Source organism: Streptomyces sp. NPDC048392, assembly GCF_043200575.1.
In the GTDB taxonomy this organism is placed as follows: domain Bacteria; phylum Actinomycetota; class Actinomycetes; order Streptomycetales; family Streptomycetaceae; genus Streptomyces.
In genome coordinates this window covers 33,781-52,621 of record NZ_JBICYB010000017.1, presented here as the reverse complement: position 1 = coordinate 52,621, position 18,841 = coordinate 33,781, and the positions used below count along the sequence as shown (strand labels likewise).

The 18,841-nt window shown below is 72.7% G+C and carries 20 protein-coding genes; 15 read left to right on the top strand and 5 right to left on the bottom strand.

All coding sequences use genetic code 11. The features are described 5' to 3' along the window. Positions 1-157 precede the first annotated feature (157 nt). Positions 158-1,204 (bottom strand): septation protein SepH, encoded by a 1,047-nt coding sequence (gene sepH, locus ACGFYH_RS22535; RefSeq protein WP_393804946.1) that lies wholly within the window; start codon positions 1,202-1,204, stop codon positions 158-160. Between the two features lie 472 nt (positions 1,205-1,676). On the opposite strand from sepH, the gene ACGFYH_RS22530 reads away from it, so the two are divergent. Continuing rightward, positions 1,677-2,534: a hypothetical protein gene (locus tag ACGFYH_RS22530; RefSeq protein ID WP_393804945.1), complete on the top strand. Its 858-nt coding sequence runs from the start codon at positions 1,677-1,679 to the stop codon at positions 2,532-2,534. Here ACGFYH_RS22530 and ACGFYH_RS22525 read toward each other — a convergent pair. Together ACGFYH_RS22525 and ACGFYH_RS22520 are read right to left on the bottom strand one after the other, a co-directional pair. Beyond that, positions 2,458-3,795, bottom strand: coding sequence for a D-arabinono-1,4-lactone oxidase (locus ACGFYH_RS22525; protein WP_393804944.1), 1,338 nt, complete (start codon positions 3,793-3,795; stop codon positions 2,458-2,460). The genes ACGFYH_RS22530 and ACGFYH_RS22525 overlap by 77 nt on opposite strands. Beyond that, positions 3,737-4,993, bottom strand: coding sequence for an MFS transporter (locus ACGFYH_RS22520; RefSeq protein WP_393804943.1), 1,257 nt, complete (start codon positions 4,991-4,993; stop codon positions 3,737-3,739). The genes ACGFYH_RS22525 and ACGFYH_RS22520 overlap by 59 nt, the downstream gene beginning before the upstream one ends. 152 nt (positions 4,994-5,145) lie before the next feature. Between ACGFYH_RS22520 and ACGFYH_RS22515 the strand changes: the two genes are divergently transcribed. Beyond that, positions 5,146-6,273 carry a ferrochelatase gene (locus tag ACGFYH_RS22515; protein WP_393804942.1) on the top strand — a complete coding sequence of 376 codons (1,128 nt, stop codon included), beginning with the start codon at positions 5,146-5,148 and terminating at the stop codon, positions 6,271-6,273. Positions 6,274-6,281: 8 nt separating this feature from the next. Further along, positions 6,282-7,100 carry an inositol monophosphatase family protein gene (locus ACGFYH_RS22510; RefSeq protein WP_393804941.1) on the top strand — a complete coding sequence of 273 codons (819 nt, stop codon included), beginning with the start codon at positions 6,282-6,284 and terminating at the stop codon, positions 7,098-7,100. A 636-nt stretch (positions 7,101-7,736) separates the two neighbouring features. On the opposite strand, the gene ACGFYH_RS22505 is transcribed toward ACGFYH_RS22510, so the two are convergent. Then, the gene (locus ACGFYH_RS22505; RefSeq protein WP_393804940.1) at positions 7,737-7,910 is read right to left on the bottom strand and encodes a hypothetical protein; all 174 of its coding nucleotides are present in this window, start codon (positions 7,908-7,910) and stop codon (positions 7,737-7,739) included. 428 nt (positions 7,911-8,338) lie between these two features. Here ACGFYH_RS22505 and ACGFYH_RS22500 point away from each other — a divergent pair, with 428 nt between their 5' ends. From ACGFYH_RS22500 to ACGFYH_RS22485, 4 genes are all read left to right on the top strand, one after another. After that, positions 8,339-8,992, top strand: a complete 654-nt coding sequence (locus tag ACGFYH_RS22500; RefSeq protein WP_007387794.1) for a response regulator transcription factor — start codon at positions 8,339-8,341, stop codon at positions 8,990-8,992. A 6-nt stretch (positions 8,993-8,998) separates the two neighbouring features. Further along, positions 8,999-10,243 carry a sensor histidine kinase gene (locus ACGFYH_RS22495; protein WP_393804939.1) on the top strand — a complete coding sequence of 415 codons (1,245 nt, stop codon included), beginning with the start codon at positions 8,999-9,001 and terminating at the stop codon, positions 10,241-10,243. 405 nt (positions 10,244-10,648) lie between these two features. Next, complete coding sequence (locus tag ACGFYH_RS22490; RefSeq protein WP_003993510.1) at positions 10,649-10,945, top strand: DUF4193 domain-containing protein; 297 nt, start codon at positions 10,649-10,651, stop codon at positions 10,943-10,945. A 13-nt stretch (positions 10,946-10,958) separates the two neighbouring features. Beyond that, positions 10,959-11,912, top strand: a complete 954-nt coding sequence (locus tag ACGFYH_RS22485; RefSeq protein ID WP_393804938.1) for a hypothetical protein — start codon at positions 10,959-10,961, stop codon at positions 11,910-11,912. 27 nt (positions 11,913-11,939) lie between these two features. On the opposite strand, the gene ACGFYH_RS22480 is transcribed toward ACGFYH_RS22485, so the two are convergent. Continuing rightward, the gene (locus ACGFYH_RS22480) at positions 11,940-12,404 is read right to left on the bottom strand and encodes a DUF3093 domain-containing protein (protein WP_393804937.1); all 465 of its coding nucleotides are present in this window, start codon (positions 12,402-12,404) and stop codon (positions 11,940-11,942) included. Between the two features lie 57 nt (positions 12,405-12,461). On the opposite strand from ACGFYH_RS22480, the gene ACGFYH_RS22475 reads away from it, so the two are divergent. From ACGFYH_RS22475 to ACGFYH_RS22440, 8 genes are all read left to right on the top strand, one after another. Next, complete coding sequence (locus ACGFYH_RS22475; protein WP_393804936.1) at positions 12,462-13,046, top strand: PaaI family thioesterase; 585 nt, start codon at positions 12,462-12,464, stop codon at positions 13,044-13,046. Further along, positions 13,043-13,594: a dUTP diphosphatase gene (gene dut / locus ACGFYH_RS22470; protein WP_393804935.1), complete on the top strand. Its 552-nt coding sequence runs from the start codon at positions 13,043-13,045 to the stop codon at positions 13,592-13,594. Before ACGFYH_RS22475 ends, dut begins: the two co-directional genes overlap by 4 nt. 1 nt (position 13,595) lies before the next feature. Beyond that, complete coding sequence (locus tag ACGFYH_RS22465; protein WP_393804934.1) at positions 13,596-14,348, top strand: DUF3710 domain-containing protein; 753 nt, start codon at positions 13,596-13,598, stop codon at positions 14,346-14,348. A 252-nt stretch (positions 14,349-14,600) separates the two neighbouring features. Continuing rightward, positions 14,601-15,293 (top strand): ABC transporter ATP-binding protein, encoded by a 693-nt coding sequence (locus ACGFYH_RS22460; protein WP_393804933.1) that lies wholly within the window; start codon positions 14,601-14,603, stop codon positions 15,291-15,293. A gap of 123 nt (positions 15,294-15,416) precedes the next feature. Beyond that, on the top strand, positions 15,417-16,613 hold the full coding sequence (locus ACGFYH_RS22455; protein WP_393804932.1) for a DUF4118 domain-containing protein: 1,197 nt from the start codon (positions 15,417-15,419) through the stop codon (positions 16,611-16,613). Further along, a complete protein-coding gene (locus ACGFYH_RS22450; RefSeq protein ID WP_393804931.1) occupies positions 16,607-17,404 on the top strand; it encodes a response regulator in 798 nt (265 codons plus the stop codon). The genes ACGFYH_RS22455 and ACGFYH_RS22450 overlap by 7 nt, the downstream gene beginning before the upstream one ends. A gap of 63 nt (positions 17,405-17,467) precedes the next feature. Continuing rightward, on the top strand, positions 17,468-17,866 hold the full coding sequence (locus tag ACGFYH_RS22445; RefSeq protein WP_393804930.1) for an OB-fold nucleic acid binding domain-containing protein: 399 nt from the start codon (positions 17,468-17,470) through the stop codon (positions 17,864-17,866). A 3-nt stretch (positions 17,867-17,869) separates the two neighbouring features. Further along, positions 17,870-18,682 (top strand): DUF3159 domain-containing protein, encoded by an 813-nt coding sequence (locus tag ACGFYH_RS22440; RefSeq protein ID WP_393804929.1) that lies wholly within the window; start codon positions 17,870-17,872, stop codon positions 18,680-18,682. Positions 18,683-18,841: the final 159 nt, after the last annotated feature.

The following is an 18,841-nucleotide window of genomic DNA, read 5'->3' as shown; positions in this document are numbered from 1 at the left end:
GGGCGGCGCGGGGGGGGGGGGGGGGGGGGGGGCCCCCCGCGGCGGGGGCGGGGGGGGGGGGGGGGGGCCCCCCCCGGGGGGGGCCCCCCCCCCCCCCCCCCCCACGTCATGGTTGTCGGCGCACGGCGAAAACCCGGTCGCACGGCGGAGTCCCGGTCTACTCCTGCTTCTTCCGCCGCGTCCCGAACACGATCTCGTCCCAGCTGGGCACCGCCGCGCGGCGGCCCGGCCGGACCCCGTCGGCCTCGGCCTGGCGGTCGGTGGAGCCGGTGAGACGGTCGCGGTGGCTGGCCACCGAGCGCGGCATGAGCACGTCGGCGTAGGCGGAACCGGCCGACGCCGCGGGCGGCTCCTCCACCTCGGGCTCCTCGACGGGCTCCTCCACCGGCTCCGGAACGCGCTCGGGCACCACCAGATCACCGCGGAAGCTCGGTACGGCCTCCAGCAGGCTGGTGAGGGAGTCGCGTTCGGCCGAGGCGGTGGCCGCGGTGTCGTCGGCCGGCTCGGACGGCGGCGGGGACAGACTCGGCCGCTCCCGCTGCTCCCGGTCGAGGGTCCGGTCCAGCGGACGGTCGCGCGGCAGCCGGGCGATGCGCGGCACGAACGGGAAGCTGGGCTCGGGCGCGGCGAGGTCGTCGGACTCGCCGATCAGCGCGCGCGCCTCCGCGTCGACGGCCTGGACGAGCCGCCGGGGCGGGTCGTACGTCCAGCTCGCCGAGTGCGGTTCGCCCGCGACCAGGTAGACCAGCAGGACTTCCCAGGTGCCGTCGTCGCGGCGCCAGGAATCCCACTGGACGGTGTCCTTGTCGGCGCCGCGCAGCAGCAGCCGCTCCTGAACGGCCTCGCCGAGGGGCGGTCCGGAGTTCTCGCCGGGACGGCGGACGGGGGTCTTGCGGGCCCGCTCCGCCATGAAGGCGCGCTCGGCCAGCACGGGGCCCTCGAAGCGCCGTACGCGATCGACGGGGATGCCGGCCATCTGGGCGACCTCTTCCGCGGTCGCGCCGGCACGTATACGCGCCTGGATGTCGCGGGGGCGGAGATGGCTCTCCACCTCGATCTCGATCTGGCCGAGGCGGGGACGGTCGCCGCGCACGGCGGCGCGGAGCCGCTCGTCGATCGGAAGCGTGTACTCCGTGCTGTCCGCAGCCTTCAGCACCAGCCGTGTGCCGTCATTCGAGACGGCCACGACACGCAGTTCGGGCATGGGGACCTCCCGGGTGGTGCCTGCCGACGTCACGTGCGTCGCTGCTTCCGCTCTGTCGAGTGTGACCTGCCCGGGTGCAGCCTGCCACAACCTTGCCGAGTTGCCCGGCGTGTCGGGCGCGGGCCCTGGATCGCCGCTATGGCACGGTACTCTATTCGCAACGCTAAGTGACCAACTTGGTCACCCTGTGCAACTAGCCCCCTCCCGGCGGTCCTTCAAGGTTTCGGACCGCCTCTCGGGAGCCCGGCCCCAGGGCTCGCAACAGTACTCCATTCGGGCCACGTGCGTGGATTGGCGCGCCGCCCAACTTCTGGCAAGAGGCGCCGCTTGGCCGTTCCTGGTGCGGTTTCCGTGATCTTGGACGTGGCGTAGTTCACGCAATCGCCCGAAACGGAACTAACGGTATCGGCCGCACGTCCTTTTCTCGTGCAGTTGATCGATTCCGTGCGGGGAAGGCAGGCAAGGTCCGAGGATGCGTGAGAAGTCCGATGGCGCAGGTGGGGTGGACGTGCGTACGAAGGGGGAGTCCAGGCGCATCGACCTGAGCCTGCCCCAGGTCGCGGGCAGCGCCGTGGCGGCGGTGGTGGCCGCCAAGCTCGCCTCGTCCTTCGGCGTCTACGGGACGATCGTCGGCGCCGGCCTGATCAGTGTCGTCGCCACCTGCGGGGGTTCGGTACTCCAGCACTTCTTCAAGCACACCGGGGAGCAGATCCGGGTGAAGCGCACCGTCGGCACCGTGCCGGCCGGCGGACGCACCGCGCCGGTCCAGGCTCCGGTACGGGCCCCGGCTCCGGTCGGGTTCACCGACGGCACCGTCTACCGCGCCCGGACCACGGGTTGGAGGCGCCCGCTGGTCGCGGCCGCTCTCGTCTTCGGCGTCACCATGGCAGGGATCACCGCGTACGAGGTCGTGTCCGGCCAGAACCTGAGCGGCGGTCACAGCACCACCGTCGGCAGCGCCTTCACCGGTCACGACGAAGCCGCGTCGGATGCCGGAGAGCCGGGGAAGCCGGGTGACTCCGAGGACGCGCGGGACGGCCGGGACTCTTCCGGCGACCCGGGCGACTCCGGTTCCGCAAGCGGCGCCCCGGCCCCGACCCCTTCGGGGAGCCCGGACGCGACGGGCGGCAGCGCGTCGCCGGACGGCGGTCCGACGCGGGACGGCGGTACGGCGTCCGGCCCGGCACCCACTCCGGACGCCTCAGGTGGCGGGGGTTCCGGGGACACCGGGACCCCCGAGCCGGACGCTTCGGCTACGGTCCCAGGACCCGGCGCAAGTAGTCGTTCAGGAACAGCCGATCCGGGTCGAGACGGTCCCGCAGTGCCGTGAACTCGCCGAAGCGCGGATACACCCGGGAGAAGTACCCGGCGTCCCGGGTGTGCACCTTGCCCCAGTGCGGCCGGCCCTCGTGCGCCGTGAAGACGCGCTCGGCGGCGCTGAAGTACGCCTGGTAAGGCGTGCCCCGGAACATGTGCACCGCGATGTACGCGCTGTCGCGCCCCGAGGCGGTGGACAGTGTGATGTCGTCGGCCGGGGCCGTGCGCACCTCGACCGGGAAACTGATCCGCAGCCGTGACCGGTCGACCATCGCCCTCAGTTCACGCAGCGTCTCGACGACGGCCTCGCGCGGGACGGCGTACTCCATCTCGACGAACCGCACCCGGCGCGGCGAGGTGAAGACCTTGTAGGGGACGTCCGTGTACGTCCGCGCGGAGAGCGCCCTGCTGGAGATCCGGGCGATCCCCGGGACGGTGGCGGGCACCGCGCGGCCGACCCAGTTGGCAGCCTGGAAGACGCCGTTGGACAGGAACTCGTCGTCCAGCCAGCCCTGGAACCGCCCCACCGGCTGCTCCGGACCGGCGCTGCGATTGTTGCGCTTGGTGTTGGTGCTGCCGGTGTGCGGGAACCAGTAGAACTCGAAGTGCTCGTTCTCGGACCACAGTTCGTCGAAGTCGGCCAGGACCCGGTCGAACGGCATGGGCTCCTCGCGGGCCGTGAGCAGGAAGATCGGCTCCACGGCGAAGGTGATCGCGGTGACGACGCCCAGCGCGCCGAGGCCGATCCGGGCCGCGGCGAACACCTCGGGATGCTCGCGCTCGGAGCAGGACAGCACGGACCCGTCCGCCGTGACCAGCTCCAGGCCCCGGATCTGGGCGGCGATCGAGGCGGAGTCGCGGCCCGTGCCGTGCGTGCCGGTGCTGGTCGCGCCGGAGACGGTCTGCTCCATGATGTCGCCCATGTTGGTCAGCGACAGCCCCTCGCGTGCGAGGGCCATGTTGAGCCTCTTGAGCGGGGTACCCGCCTCGACGGTGACCGTCATGGCGGCGCGGTCGATGCCGCGGATGCCCGTCAGCAGTTGAGGGCGGATCAACACACCGTCCGTCGCGGCTATGGACGTGAAGGAATGCCCGGTGCCGACCGCCTTGACCCGCAGCCCGTCCTCGGCCGCCCTGCGAACGGCCCCGGCCAGTTCGTCGACGGAGGCGGGAGTGACCTCCCGCGCGGGGCGCGCGGAGACATTGCCGCCCCAGTTACGCCACGTACCGTGCCTGCCGCTCGTTCTGCCGTTCGCCGTGCGTGTGCTGCTCAACGGTCCCTCCCCGACGCGGATCCGGCCGCTTGAGCCGGCGGTACCCGAGGAAACCGACCGCGACCGCGACGACCCCGGCCACCGCCGGAACCCCGTACCCGGCACGCGCCCCGGAGGTGTCGATCACCCAGCCGCCCGCGGAGGAGCCGAGCGCGACCCCGACCGCGAGTCCGGTACTCACCCAGGTCATGCCCTCGGTGAGCTGCGTGCGTGGTACGTGCTCTTCGATGAGGGACATCGTCGTGATCATCGTGGGAGCGATGGACAGACCCGCAACGAACAGCGCCGCGGCCAGAAACAGCAGGTTTCCGACCAGTAGAAGGGGGATCATACTCACGGCCATCGCACACACGCCCAGCAGCCAGCGGCGTTCGGGCGGCCCGGCGAAGCGCAGCAGCCCGAACACCATGGCCGCCGTGCACGATCCCGCCGCGTAGAGCGCGAGTACGAGGCTGGCGGCGGCCTTGTGCCCTTCCTCCTCGGCGAACGCCACGGTGACGACATCGATGGCCCCGAAGATCGTTCCCGTGGCCGCGAACGTGCCGACCAGGACCTGAAGCGCCCGGGAGCGCAGTGCCGTGCCGCCGCCCTTGTGCTCGCGCGGGTGCGGTTCCGGCTCGGTGGCGCGCTGCGAGGTCAGCCAGAAGACGCCCGTCGCCAGGAAGCAGGCGGCGAGCAGCGGCCCGGCCTCCGGGAACCAGGCCGTGGACAGTCCGATGGAGATGATCGGGCCGAAGATGAAACAGATCTCGTCCACCACGGACTCGAAGGAGTACGCGGTGTGCAGTCGAGGTGTGCCCCGGTACAGGGCCGCCCAGCGGGCCCGGACCATCGCGCCGAGGCTGGGCACACAGCCGATGCCGACACAGGACGCGAACAGCACCCAGTCCGGCCACCCGTGGTGCGCGGCCGGCAGGAGCACCGCGGCCGCGGTCAGCGACACCAGGGTCGCCGGGCGCAGCACCCGGCGCTGGCCGTACCGGTCCACCAGACGGGAGACCTGCGGCCCGGCCACGGCCGCGGCGAGCGCGATGGTGGCGGACAGGGCCCCGGCCAGTCCGTAGCGCCCGGTGAGCTGCGAGATCATCGTCACCACGCCGATGCCCATCATCGACAGCGGCATCCGGCCGAGGAAGCCCGCGGCGGAGAAGCCCTTGGTGCCGGGGACGGTGAACAGAGCGCGGTAGGGACTGGCCAACGAGGTCTCCGGAAAAGGCTCAGTAAGGTGCGAACGCAGTCGATACAGCTTACTCGCCCGAACGCCCGGCAACACCCCCGCGGACCTGGTGGAACGCACGGCCGGTACCCCACCGTTTCCCCGCTGTCAGTGCCGGGTGGCAGGATCGAGACATGCCAGACCAGCTCGATGCCAACCCCTACGACGCCCTGCTCCTGCTCTCGTTCGGCGGCCCGGAGGGACCGGACGACGTGGTCCCGTTCCTGGAGAACGTGACCCGAGGGCGCGGCATCCCCAAGGAACGCCTCAAGGAAGTCGGACAGCACTACTTCCTCTTCGGTGGGGTCAGCCCCATCAACGACCAGAACCGTGCCCTGCTGGACGCCCTGCGCAAGGACTTCGCCGAGCACGGCCTGGACCTGCCCGTCTACTGGGGCAACCGCAACTGGGCGCCGTACCTGACGGACACCCTGCGCGACATGGTCCGCGACGGCCGCCGCCGCATCCTGGTCCTGGCCACCAGCGCCTACGCCTCGTACTCGGGCTGCCGCCAGTACCGCGAGAACCTCGCGGACGCGCTCGCCGCCCTGGCATCCGAGGGACTGGAGCCGCCGAGGATCGACAAGCTGCGGCACTACTTCAACCACCCGGGCTTCGTCGAGCCCATGGTCGACGGGGTCGTCCGGTCCCTCGCCGAGCTGCCCGAGAACGTCCGGGACGGCGCGCACATCGCGTTCTCGACCCACTCGATCCCCACCGCCTCCGCGGACACCTCCGGTCCCGTCGGGGGACACGGCGACGGCGGGGCGTACGTGCGCCAGCACCTGGACGTGGCGCAGCTGATCGCCGACGCCGTCCGTGAGCGCACCGGTGTCGACCACCCCTGGCAGCTCGTCTACCAGTCGCGCTCGGGCGCCCCGCACATCCCGTGGCTGGAGCCCGACATCTGCGACCACCTGGCGGAGCGGCAGGCGGCCGGCGCCCCCGCCGTGGTGATGGCCCCCATCGGATTCGTCTCCGACCACATGGAGGTCCTCTACGACCTCGACACGGAGGCCACCGCCAAGGCCGAGGAGCTGGGGCTGCCGGTGCGCCGCTCGGCCACCGTGGGCGCCGACCCGCGGTTCGCCGCGGCGGTCCGGGACCTCGTCCTGGAGCGGGCCGGCGACGAGCGCGGAGAAGGTGTCGCGCCGTGCGCACTCGGCGCCCTCGGGGCGAGCCACCACCTGTGCCCGGCCGGCTGCTGCCCCGCCCGTACCCCCCGCCCCGCCGCCGCGGGCGCCGACAGTCCCTACGCGTGAGGAGCCCCGTGACCGACGTGACGCCCGACCCGCTCCACGCCGACCTGCTGAAGATCGGCCGGGAGGCCGCCCACCGCGCGGGCGAGCTGCTGCGGGACGGCCGCCCGGCCGACCTCGCGGTCGCCGCCACCAAGTCCAGTCCGATCGACGTGGTCACCGAGATGGACATCGCGGCGGAGAAGCTGATCACCGGGCTGATCGCCGACCGCCGTCCCGACGACGGTTTCCTCGGCGAGGAGGGCTCCGCCACGGAGGGCACCAGCGGCGTCCGCTGGGTCATCGACCCGCTCGACGGCACGGTCAACTACCTCTACGGACTGCCCACCTGGGCGGTCTCCATCGCCGCCGAGCAGGACGGCGAGCGGGTGGCCGGGGTGGTGGTGGCCCCGATGCGGGGCGAGTCCTACCACGCGCTGCTGGGCGGCGGCGCCTGGGCGACGGGCGCCTGGGAGGGCGAACGCAGGCTCGTCTGCCGGTCCGCGGCACCGCTGGACCAGGCGCTGGTCTCCACCGGCTTCAACTATGTCGCCGACGTCCGCGCGGAGCAGGCCGAGATCGCGCGGCGGCTCATTCCGCTGGTGCGGGACATCCGGCGCGGCGGCTCGGCCGCGATCGACCTGTGCGACGTGGCCGCGGGACGCCTCGACGGCTACTACGAGCGCGGTCTGCACCCCTGGGACGTCGCGGCGGGCGACCTGATCGCCCGGGAGGCGGGCGCGGTGACCGGTGGACGCCCCGGTGAGCGCCCCACCAACGACCTGACGGTCGCTGCCACTCCGGCCGTCTTCGAGCCCCTCCAGCGGCTTCTGGCGGACTTCGGCGCGTAGGCCCGTCCGGGCCCGGATCGGACGGCCGGCGTCCGGTCGGCACGGCGAGCCGTCGGTGCCGCCCGCCCCCCGCGTCAGGACCCGCCGCGGGGGCGGGTGGCGCCCTCGCGTCCGGCCGGTGCGAGGCAGCGGGGTACTGGTCGGGCGGCCCCGCCGGTCCGTCGTCGGACGCACCGAGCCGGCGTCGCCCGTGGACGGCGAGGGGCGGGGCAGCCCGCCGGATGGACGCCAGGTCCCCCCGGACGGGGATCGATCGCCGACACCCGGCGTGTCGAGCCGGGCCGTCCCCCAGCCCCTCGGGGGAGCGGGGGCGGTGTCCGGAGCATGGAGGTGCTGCCCGACCTGTGTCCGTCGTGCCGGGCGGCGGCACCTTCGCGGGGACCCGGTGCGACGCTGCGCGCGTCCCGTTTCGCCGCCCCCGCAGGCGCGGTCTCCCGGCGTCCCGTGAGACGGGCCAGCACCCGCTCCGTCGCACCGGGGGAGCGGGTGCCGCCCCGGCGTCGGCGCCCCGGCCATGCGCCCCGGCCACGCGCCCCGGGCGGGGGCGGGCCCGCTCCCCGGCACCTCGCCGCCGGACGGCCAACCGCGCGGCGAGGCCCCGGCGCTGGACCTCGCCGGGGCCTCGTTCGCGGGCGGTCAGGCGTTGGTCGCGCCGACCTCCACACCGTGCTCGGCAGCGAGACGGCGCAGGTCGTCCAGCTCGCCCAGCTCCACGTCGACAAGGAACTCGTCGCCCTCGTCGCGGGCCCGGGACAGGTCGGACTCGGTCGTCTTTATGCGCTGCAGAAGTCCTGCGGTGAAAGCGTCCATGCTGCGCCCCCTCGTCCTGGGTCGTGGGTCGTCGGCACGGGGGTGTGCCGTTTCGAAAGGGGCGATCACGTCTCCGGTGGAGTGCCCAGCGCTGCCCTGCCGGGCGGCGACGGTGCCGGACACCCACGCCCACTCTGCGGAAGCGGACCGAGGCGTACCGCGCGGTAACGTGGTACAGGCAGAGCGTGATCGCGGGGTGTAAAGCCGTCCTCCCCCAGCTCCCCTTCGCGGAAACCTCAACCGCGCGAGAAAATCTCCCATTCCCGCTTCCGCACCTTTCTCCGGCACCGGCCCCGCACTCGGCCTCAGCCGCCTTACAGCCGACTTATGGCCGAAAAGGGCAGGATGGAGGCAACACACCCGGCAGACCCCTGCCCTCGTGCGCGCGACAAGCGCTACGCGGGTGGACGTCAGGAAGGACAAGCGACGTGCGCGTACTCGTCGTCGAGGACGAGCAACTGCTCGCCGATGCGGTGGCCACCGGACTGCGCCGGGAGGCCATGGCCGTCGACGTCGTGTACGACGGCGCGGCCGCCCTGGAGCGCATCGGCGTCAACGACTACGACGTGGTCGTCCTCGACCGCGACCTCCCGCTCGTGCACGGCGACGACGTGTGCCGCAGGATCGTCGAGCTGGGCATGCCCACCCGCGTGCTCATGCTCACGGCCTCCGGCGACGTCAGCGACCGGGTCGAGGGCCTGGAGATCGGCGCCGACGACTACCTGCCCAAGCCGTTCGCGTTCAGCGAGCTGATCGCCCGGGTGCGGGCCCTGGGCCGGCGCACCAGTGTGCCCCTGCCGCCGGTCCTGGAGCGCGCCGGGATCAAGCTCGACCCGAACCGCCGCGAGGTCTTCCGCGACGGCAAGGAGGTGCAGCTCGCCCCCAAGGAGTTCGCCGTCCTTGAGGTCCTCATGCGCAGCGAGGGCGCCGTGGTCTCCGCGGAGCAGCTGCTGGAGAAGGCCTGGGACGAGAACACCGACCCGTTCACCAACGTCGTGCGCGTGACCGTCATGACCCTGCGCCGCAAGCTGGGCGAACCGCCCGTCATCGTCACCGTGCCCGGCTCCGGCTACCGGATCTGACCGGCCGTGGCGACGACACCCGCGCCCCCCGGCGCGCCCCCCAAGCCCACCTGGGACCCCCGCTCGGCCACGCCCCTGCCGTGGCTGCGCCCCACCATCCGGATACGGCTCACGCTGCTGTACGGCGGCATGTTCCTGATCGCCGGCATCCTGCTGCTGTCGATCATCTACCTGCTCGCCGCCCAGGCGGTGCGCACCGGCAACGAACCGCTGTACAAGATCGTCGACTTCGCCGACCTCAAGGTCTCCAGCAGCGACTGCCCCGTGGTGGACAACGGCAACCTGTCGCTGTCCGACTTCAACGCGGCGATCAGCGACTGCATGGACCACCAGCGCAAGGTCGCCCTGGACAACCTGCTCAGCCGCTCGCTGCTGGCGCTGCTCGGCCTCGCCGTGATCGCCTTCGCCTTCGGCTACGCCATGGCCGGACGCGTCCTGTCGCCGCTGGGCCGGATCACCCGCACCGCGCGCGCGGTGGCGGGCTCCGACCTCTCCCGCCGGATCGAGCTGGACGGCCCCGACGACGAGCTGAAGGAGCTGGCCGACACCTTCGACGACATGCTGGAGCGGCTGCAGCGGGCCTTCACCGCCCAGCAGCGCTTCGTCGGCAACGCCTCCCACGAGCTGCGCACGCCGCTGGCGATCAACCGCACGCTCCTGGAAGTGCACCTGTCCGATCCGAACGCCCCGGTGGAGCTCCAGCAGCTCGGCAAGACGCTGCTGGCCACCAACGAACGCAGCGAGCAGCTGGTCGAGGGCCTGCTGCTGCTCGCCCGCAGCGACAACCAGATCGTCGAGCGCAAACCGGTGGACCTCGCCGAGGTGGCCGGCCAGGCCATCGACCAGGTGCACGCCGAAGCCGAGACCAGAGGCGTGGAGGTCCGCGGCACCCGTGAGGCCGCGGTGGTCCAGGGCAACGGCGTCCTGCTGGAGCGGATCGCCCTGAACCTCGTCCAGAACGCCGTGCGCTACAACGCGGCCGAACAGGGCTGGGTGGAGGTCACGACGGCCGTCGAGAACGGCCAGGCGGTCCTGGTGGTCACCAACACGGGCCCGGTCGTGCCGGCGTACGAGGTGGACAACCTCTTCGAGCCGTTCCGGCGGCTGCGCACCGAGCGCACGGGCAGCGACAAGGGCGTCGGCCTCGGGCTGTCCATCGCGCGGTCCGTGGCCCGGGCGCACGGCGGGCAGATCTACGCTCGGCCGCGCGAGGGCGGAGGGCTCGTGATGCGTGTGACGCTGCCCGTCTGAGATCATGACCCCGACATCTCACCGAGACCCGAGGATGTTCGCTTTGAGCGAAATTTCCAGGCCACCGGTCCAGGAGTCGCGTGTGTGATCGATCACAGCGGAGGCTTCCGCGCCCTCCACTCTCCGTGATCATGCACCCTGTCGGAAAGCCGGGAAAATCCCGGTTTTCAGGGGCCCTGATCACGGGAAGTACACGGTGAGACGCCTTTGTAGTGCGGCATTCGGACCGTGTACGGTCCCCATCGCCATCCAAGCCGATCACTCGTGAGGGGTCCGGTTGGGTGTCGATTGAGTAACAGACCTTGATGTGAGGCAAAATCTCCGCCTCAGGTCGGGCACAAGTCCGGCCTCTCACGCGTTACGTGCGCTGAAGACACCGCAGACACCCAGAGGGGGAGAGCGACCATGGCAACCGATTACGACACTCCACGCAAGACCGACGACGACGTCGATTCAGACAGCCTCGAAGAGCTGAAGGCGAGGCGGAACGACAAGTCCGCCTCGGCCGTCGACGTCGACGAGTTCGAGGCCGCGGAAGGCCTCGAACTTCCCGGCGCCGACCTCTCGAACGAGGAACTGGCCGTCCGTGTACTGCCGAAGCAGCAGGACGAGTTCACCTGCATGAGCTGCTTCCTCGTGCACCACCGCAGCCAGCTGGCCCGGGAGAAGAACGGCCAGCCGATCTGCCGCGACTGCGACTGAGGCGGGGTCGGCCGTGACTGGCTCGACCCCTCCCTGGAAGCGCCGTTTCTCCCGACGAGGAGCGGACCAAGGACCGTCCGACGGTCCGTACAGCGCGCGTGACGACGAGCGGGACCCGACCTCCACGGGAAGGGCCCCGCTCGAGTCAGTGGTCGACCGGAGTGACCTCCCGGCGACCGCGCAGCCCCCGGCACCCGCTGCCCGGCGCCGGGCAGCGGCTTTCCGGGAAAAGGCCGGACAGGGCGTCCGCAACGGCGGTGCCCGCGCCAGGGCGGCCCTGGCGCACCTCGCCGACCGGATCATCGACCTGGCCCCGCGCGTGCCCGTACGGGACCTGGCGACGCTTCGCGGGCAGTTCCCCGGCCTCGGACCCGAGGAGCTCGCCGACCGGCTCGTGGCCGGCGCGGCCAAGGGCACCGCGACCGTGGGAGCGGGCATCGGGGCGGCGGCGATGCTGCCCGTACCGCCCGCGATGCCCACGGAGCTGGCCGCCGAGATCACCGGCGTCGCGGCGATCGAACTCAAGCTGATCGCCGAACTCCACGAGGTCTACGGCGTACGTCCGCCCGGCGGCCTCGCGCAGCGCAGCACCGCGTACCTGAACTCCTGGTCCGGTGAGCGCGGCGTCGACGTGTCCGAGCCGTCGACCCTCGGCTCGGCGATGAACGGCCACATGAAGCGTCAGCTGCGCCAGCAGATCATGAAGCGGATGGTGCGGGACCTGCCGAACCTGATGCCGTTCATGGTCGGCGCGGCCGTGGGTGCCGTCATGAACCGCCGCGACACCAGAAAGCTGGCCGCCAGGATCCGGACCGACCTGCGCAGGAACCGGGTCGCCTGGACTGCGCTGGACGAGCTCCCCGCCCTGGAGCGGCCCAAGGACGCCCTGGACATGGGCGACCTCGCCAAGGGGATCGGACCCGGCCCCGCCGACGACGGGGAAAGCTTCGGCAGAGAAGGCCGCTGACCCGCACCAGCCCCCGCGTCCCTCGCGTCAGGCGGCGGCCGCCTTCGCCGCCGTCAGCGCCTCGATCAGCCGCTCCGGCTCACGCGTCGACAGGTACAGGTACGGCGTCGGGTCCTGCGGGTCCGTGACCAACACGCGCACGGCCCTCGGAATGTAGGCGCGCAGCAGCAGGAACGCCCGGGTGTCGGCCTTGTACGTGCGCCAGGCGCGGGCCTCCTCCGGATCGAGGATCTCCGCCTCGCCCAGCGCCGAGACCGGCACCTTCGCCTCGCCCGCGATGAGCGAGTCGCCCACGACCCGGATGCGGACCGCGCCGTACGAACTGGCCGCCACCGCCGCCACCGCGGTGCCGCCCGCCAGACCGCCCAGCATCGGCAGCGTGCCGAAGGGCAGCAGGACCAGGGCGAACGCCAGCCCCACCAGGAAGGAGACCAGCCACCAGGAACGGGGCGCGGTGAGGCGTTCTTCGTACGGGGTGGGGGAGAGCTGCATGAACCAAGCTTGGCACGGTGGCGGTGTTCGGCCGACGCGCGGGTAAGGTCTGCGCCTGTGAGTGGTACTTCCCCAGGTCTTCAGCCTCCCGCCGACGCGGTGAAACCCGTACGGCACCCCGACGCGCCCGCCCCCGGCGAGCTGCTCGGCGCCCACTACGGCCAGTGCTTCGGGTGCGGCGGCGACCAGCCCCACGGACTGCACCTCCAGGCGCGGGCGGGTGAAGGCGTGTCGATCACCGCCGAGTTCACCGTGCGGCCCGCCCACCAGGGCGCTCCCGGTCTGGCGCACGGCGGCGTGCTGGCCACCGCGCTGGACGAGACGCTGGGCTCGCTGAACTGGCTGCTGCGCACGATCGCGGTGACCGGACGGCTGGAGACCGACTTCCGGCGTCCGGTGCCCGTCGACACGAGGCTGCACCTGGAGGCCGAGGTGACCGCGGTGGCCGGCCGGAAGATCTACTCCACCGCCACCGGCCGCATCGGCGGGCCCGAGGGCCCCGTGGCCGTCCGCGCCGACGCCCTCTTCATCGAGGTCGGGGTCGAGCACTTCGTCCGCAACGGCCGCGAGGAGGAGATCCGCGCCGCCATGGACGACCCCGACCGGCTCCGCCGGGCCCGTGCCTTCGAGGTGAACCCGTGAGCCGGGCCGGCCTCGAGGTGCTGATCCGCCGCGTGGACCCCGACGTGCCGCTTCCGTCGTACGCGCAGCCCGGCGACGCGGGGGCCGATCTGCGCACCACCGTCGACCGCGAGCTCGCGCCCGGGGAACGCGCAGTACTCCCCACGGGCGTGTCTGTGGCGCTCCCCGAGGGGTACGCGGCCTTCGTGCACCCACGTTCCGGGCTGGCCGCCCGCTGCGGTGTCGCCCTCGTGAATGCCCCGGGGACGATTGATGCCGGGTACCGTGGGGAGATCAAGGTGATCGTGGTGAATCTCGACCCGCGCGAGAGCGTGCGGTTCGAGCGCTTCGACCGGATTGCCCAACTGGTCGTCCAGCAGGTCGAGAGGGTCCGCTTCCGTCAGGTCGCGGAGCTTCCCGGCTCGGCGCGGGCCGAGGGGGGCTTCGGGTCCACCGGCGGCCACGCCGGGTTGGACCGTGCAAGCGGCACAAGCGGTCAGGTCGCCGAGGGCGGCCCGACGGGTGGGAATCGATACGCTTCGGTCGTATCCGACCGGGAAGGACAGTGACGTGTTCGGACGTCGCAAGAAGAGGGATGCCGCCGAGGACGCGGCCGGCGAGACCGAGCAGGTCGTCGACAGCGTCGACACCGGGGCGGACGAAGAGCGCGGACGCGTGCGGCTCGAGCCCGAACCGCGTCCCGACGGGCCCTGGGACAGCACCGAGGTCCGCGACCCGGCCGAGGGCCGGGTGGACCTGGGAGGCCTGTTCATCCCCGGGGTCGACGGCATGGAACTGCGGGTGGAGGTCGCGGGCGACGCGATCGTCGCCGCGACGGTCGTGCTGCGCGACAGCGCCATCCAGCTCCAGGGTTTCGCCGCGCCCAAGCGCGAGGGCATCTGGGGCGAGGTGCGCGAGGAGATCGGCTCCGGCATCACCCAGCAGGGCGGCATCATCGACGAGGTCGAGGGCCCGCTGGGCTGGGAGCTGCGGGCCCAGGTCCCGGTGCAGCTGCCGGACGGCACGGGCGGCTTCCAGGTCGTGCGGTTCGTCGGTGTGGACGGGCCCCGCTGGTTCCTGCGCGGAGTGATCTCGGGCCAGGGCGCGGTGCAGCCGCAGGCCGCCGGTCTGCTGGAGCAGATCTTCCGGGACACGGTCGTGGTCCGCGGCGAGGGCCCGATGGCCCCCCGGGACCCGATCGTCCTCAAGCTGCCGAACGACGCGCAGATGGTCCCCGAGGGCGTCCAGCAGGAGGAGGGCTCCCGCTTCGCCGGAGGAATGGGCCAGCTCCAGCGCGGTCCTGAGATCACCGAGGTTCGCTGAGTTCCGGGGTTCGCCGAGTACCGAGGTGCGTCGAGCGAAGGCTCCGTACGGTGGGTTTCCGCCGTACACGCGCCGCGAGGGCCGCGTCCCCGGGGGGATGCGGCCCTTTGCGCGGTACGGCGCCGGGCGGGGCCGGGACACGGGCGCGACGGGACGGACCGGGGCGGTGGCCGGGGCGATCCGTCCCGGGCCGTTGAATCCGCCCGCCTCCGCCGGTGATACTGGCGCCCGCTTCACGACGGGGGAGGGCCCATGAGCCAGGTGGTCACCGAGACCATGGTGCGCGTCGAGGACGTGCGCAAGTCGTACGGTCGGGACACCGCCGCCGTACACGCCCTGCGGGGCGTCTCCTTCGACGTGCCGCGCGGTGAACTGGTCGCCCTCAAGGGCCGGTCCGGATCGGGGAAGACCACGCTGCTCAACATCGTCGGCGGCCTCGACGTCCCCGACGCGGGACGGGTCGAGGTCGACGGCCGGGAGCTGGCTGAGCTGGACGAGGAGGGGCTGCTCGCCCTGCGCCGGGACCGGGTCGGCTTCGTCTTCCAGTCCTTCGGGCTCGTCCCTATCCTCACCGCCGCCGAGAACGTCGGCGTGCCGCTGCGGCTGCGCCGGGCCGCGCCGCGTGAGCGCGAGGAACGCGTCGAGCTGCTGCTCTCCCTCGTCGGCCTCGCCGACCACGCCGCCCAGCGCCCCGGCGAGCTGTCCGGAGGACAGCAGCAGCGGGTCGCCATCGCCCGCGCCCTCGCCAACAACCCCGCGCTGCTGATCGCCGACGAGCCCACCGGCCAGCTGGACGCGGAGACCGGCCACGCCGTGATGGAACTGCTGCGGGCCGTCGTACGCAGCGAGCGGGTCACCGCACTGGTCGCCACTCACGACGCCACGCTGCTCGATCTCGCCGACCGGGTGCTGGAGCTGCGGGACGGAGAGATCGTCCAGCAGTGACGCCGCGGGCGTCAGGCCTGCGTCGAGGACGACCGGCATCGGCACCCCGCGCCTCCTCAGCCGCCGTCGCGGGCCGCAGGGCCGACGCTGCGCGATCAGCGGTGACCGGAAGACAATGAGGCCATGGGGCGCGGCAAGCTTCGAATCCGCCTCGGTGCGGCACCGGTGTCGGCAGGACGTACGCCACGCTGTCCGAGACGCACCGGCGCGCCGAACGGGGCACCGGTGCGCCTCGGACAGCGTGGCAGGGCGCGCACCGAGGTGACGCCGCCCGGCCCGGAGCAGATGCCGCGCCGGGTGCCGGAGTACCGCGGCGCGGGCTTCACGGAGCTGGACCCGGACGCGGTGCCGGCCCGCCGCCCCGAAGTGATCCCGGTGGACGAACCGGCCCGCACCCACCTCCCCGGCGTGCGCACCGCCGAGCGGTGGCAGGACGTCGGAGGACTGCCGGCGGCCGGGACCGACGTGGTCTCGGCCGCCAGCATCCAGCACCCGGAGTCACTCGGCGGCGTAGTGGAGTCGATCGCCGGCGTACGGCAGCGGGAGAGCGTGCCGGACGAGGTGGCGCGGCGCGCGGACCGGGCAGAGCCGGTCGGCATGTCGCCGCAGGCGTTGCGCCGGCGCACGGCCCACGGCCACATCCACCAGCCGGACGAGGTCGGGGCGGCCCTGTCCCGCTGCTTCCGCTTCCGCCCCGGCAGCCTCACGGCGCCGCGCGAACTGCCGCCGGCCGTGGCGGCCGCGCCGTTCGGCGGGCCGTACCCGGCGCTCGCCTCGGCCGTGGCCGGGAGCCTGCTCCTGAACTGGTGCTTCGCGCCCCCTGTCAACCGGGTCACCATCGCCGACCCGAGGAACACGCTTGCGCTCGCCGTATGCGTGGGCGTCGCGTTCTCCGCGGCCGTGGCCGCGGTCGTGGGCGTCACGGCCGGCCGCACCCACCGGGCCGCCCGGCTGCGCGCCGCGTCGGAGATCCTCGCCCTCCTGGCCGGTGACGTCCTGGGCGGCGAGACCGGCCAGGAGACGCCCCTCGAACAGGCGTGCGGTACCTTCGGCGTGGAGTCGGCCGCTCCCCTGGAACGGAAGGGCGGCGTGGCGCCCCGGACCCGCGCCGGCCGCGGCGGGTCCGCGCCGCCGGCGCGACGCGGTGCGCGGCTCGGTCCGGCCGCGGCCCGGGGATTCGCCGAGGCGATGGGCGGCACCCTGCACGCGGAGGACATCCCCGGCGGCGGTCTCACCACGGTCCTCACTCTCCGAGCGGTGGGTGTGTCCGGGCCGGCACGCCACCTCGCGACGGCAGAAAGGCAGGCCACCCGATGCTGAACCCGACCGGGGGAGGCCCGCAGGCCACCAGGGTGCTCGTGGTCGACGACGAGCCGCAGATCGCGCGGGCCCTCGTGATCAGCCTCGGGGCTCGGCACTACGAGGTGGAAGCCGCCCATGACGGCGCCACCGCCCTCCGGCTCGCCGCCGCCCGTCACCCCGACGTGGTGGTGCTGGACCTGGGGCTGCCCGACATGGACGGCGTCGAGGTGGCCAAGGGGCTGCGAGGCTGGACCCGGGGCCCGATCCTGGTGCTGTCCGCCCGGCACTCCTTTGACGCCGACGAGAAGGCCGAGGCCCTCGACGCGGGCGCCGACGACTACGTCACCAAGCCGTTCGGCACGGACGAGCTGCCGGCCCGGCTGCGGGCCGCCGTACGCCGCTCCGAGCGTCACCCGGGCGGCCGCTTTGAGCGTCACCCGGGCGACGAAGGCGACGAGGGCGACGAGGGGGGCCAGGGCGACGAGGGCGACGAGGGGGGCCAGGGCGACGTGGTCGTGGTCACCCCGGACTTCACCGTCGACCTGGCCGCCAAGAAGGTCGGCCGCGGCGGGAGGGACGTGCGTCTGACGCCCACCGAGTGGCACCTGCTGGAGGTACTGGTGCGCAACAGGGGGCGCCTGGTCAGCCAGAAACAGCTGCTGCAGGAGGTGTGGGGCCCGTCGTACGGGACGGAGGCGAACTATCTGCGGGTCTACATGGCCCAGCTGCGCCGCAAGCTGGAGGCGGACCCCGCGCACCCGCGGCACCTGGTCACCGAGCCGGGTGTGGGCTACCGCTTCGAGAGGTGAGCCTCGCTGTGCCCGTCGGGGAGAGGGTGCATGGCGGTCGGCGGGCCCCGGTACGCTTCAGACATGAGTGCTGCTCCGCGTTCCGACAAGCCGGTGGGCCGGTTCCGGCGCATGTTCGACCGGCTCTCCTCGTCACAGGAGGACCTGGAGTCGGAGGAACTGCGTGAGGACGCCGACACCGCCGGCTGCACGCGCATCGGAGACTGTCAGGACCGGCAGGTCGTGTCGGTTACTGGTACCTTGCGCACGGTCACCCTGCGACCGCGTGCGGGCGTCCCCGCCCTGGAGGCCGAGCTGTTCGACGGCACCGCCGCCCTGGACGTGGTGTGGCTGGGCAGACGCTCCATCGTGGGCATAGAGCCGGGGCGCAGGCTCATCGCATCGGGCCGGATCTCGATGAGCCGCGGCCGCCGGGTGCTCTTCAACCCGAAATACGAACTGAGACCCCTCGGACGGGAGTAGCCGGTGACGTCGCTCGACAAGCCGACCGAAGACACGGAAGCGGACGACGCCCGGGCGGTGACGGAGGCCGCGCTGTTCGAGGCGTTCGGCGGCGTGCGCGGCATGATCGAGACGGTGCTCCCGGGCCTGATCTTCGTCACCATCTTCACGCTCAACAACGACCTGCACATGTCGGCGATCGCGGCCCTGGCCGTGTCGGTGGTGCTGGTCGTGGTCCGGCTGGTGATGAAGGACACCGTCAAGCACGCCTTCAGCGGCGTCTTCGGCGTCGCCTTCGGCGTGGTCTTCGCGATGATGACCGACAACGCCAAGAACTTCTATCTGCCGGGCATGCTCTACACCCTGGGCCTGGCGCTGGCGTACGTCGTCACCTCGCTGGCCGGAGTGCCGCTGATCGGCCTGATCCTCGGCCCGGTCTTCAAGGAGAACCTCTCCTGGCGCACCCGCAACCCGGGCCGCAAGAAGGCGTACACCAAGGCCAGCTACGCCTGGGGCCTGATCCTGCTCGCCAAGAGCGCGATCCTCTTCCCGCTGTACTGGTGGGCGGACACCGAGCAGCTCGGCTGGGTCCTGGTGACGCTGAAGATCCCGCCCTTCCTGCTCGCCGTCTGGCTGACCTGGGTGTTCCTGGCCAAGGCACCGGCCCCCATCGACGTGTTCGCGGAGATGGAGGCGGCGGAGGAAGCCGAGAAGGCGGAGAAGGCCGAGCGGGACCGGCACGCACAGGAGGCCGACGGCATCCTGCCGCAGCCGCCCGGGGCCGGCGCCGACGCGGAGGCCGCGGACCTGCGCAGCGGCAGGCACCGCAAGGCCTGAGGGCGAGGCGAGGGCCCTGAGGGGCGGGACGGCGGTCCTGCCCGACGAGGGCGGTGGGGGGGGCGGCGGGGCCCCGCGCCGCCCCCCCCCCCCCCCCCGCCGCGCCCCCCCCCCCCCCCCCCCCCCCCCCCCCGGCGCCCCCCCGCCCCCGGCCGCCCC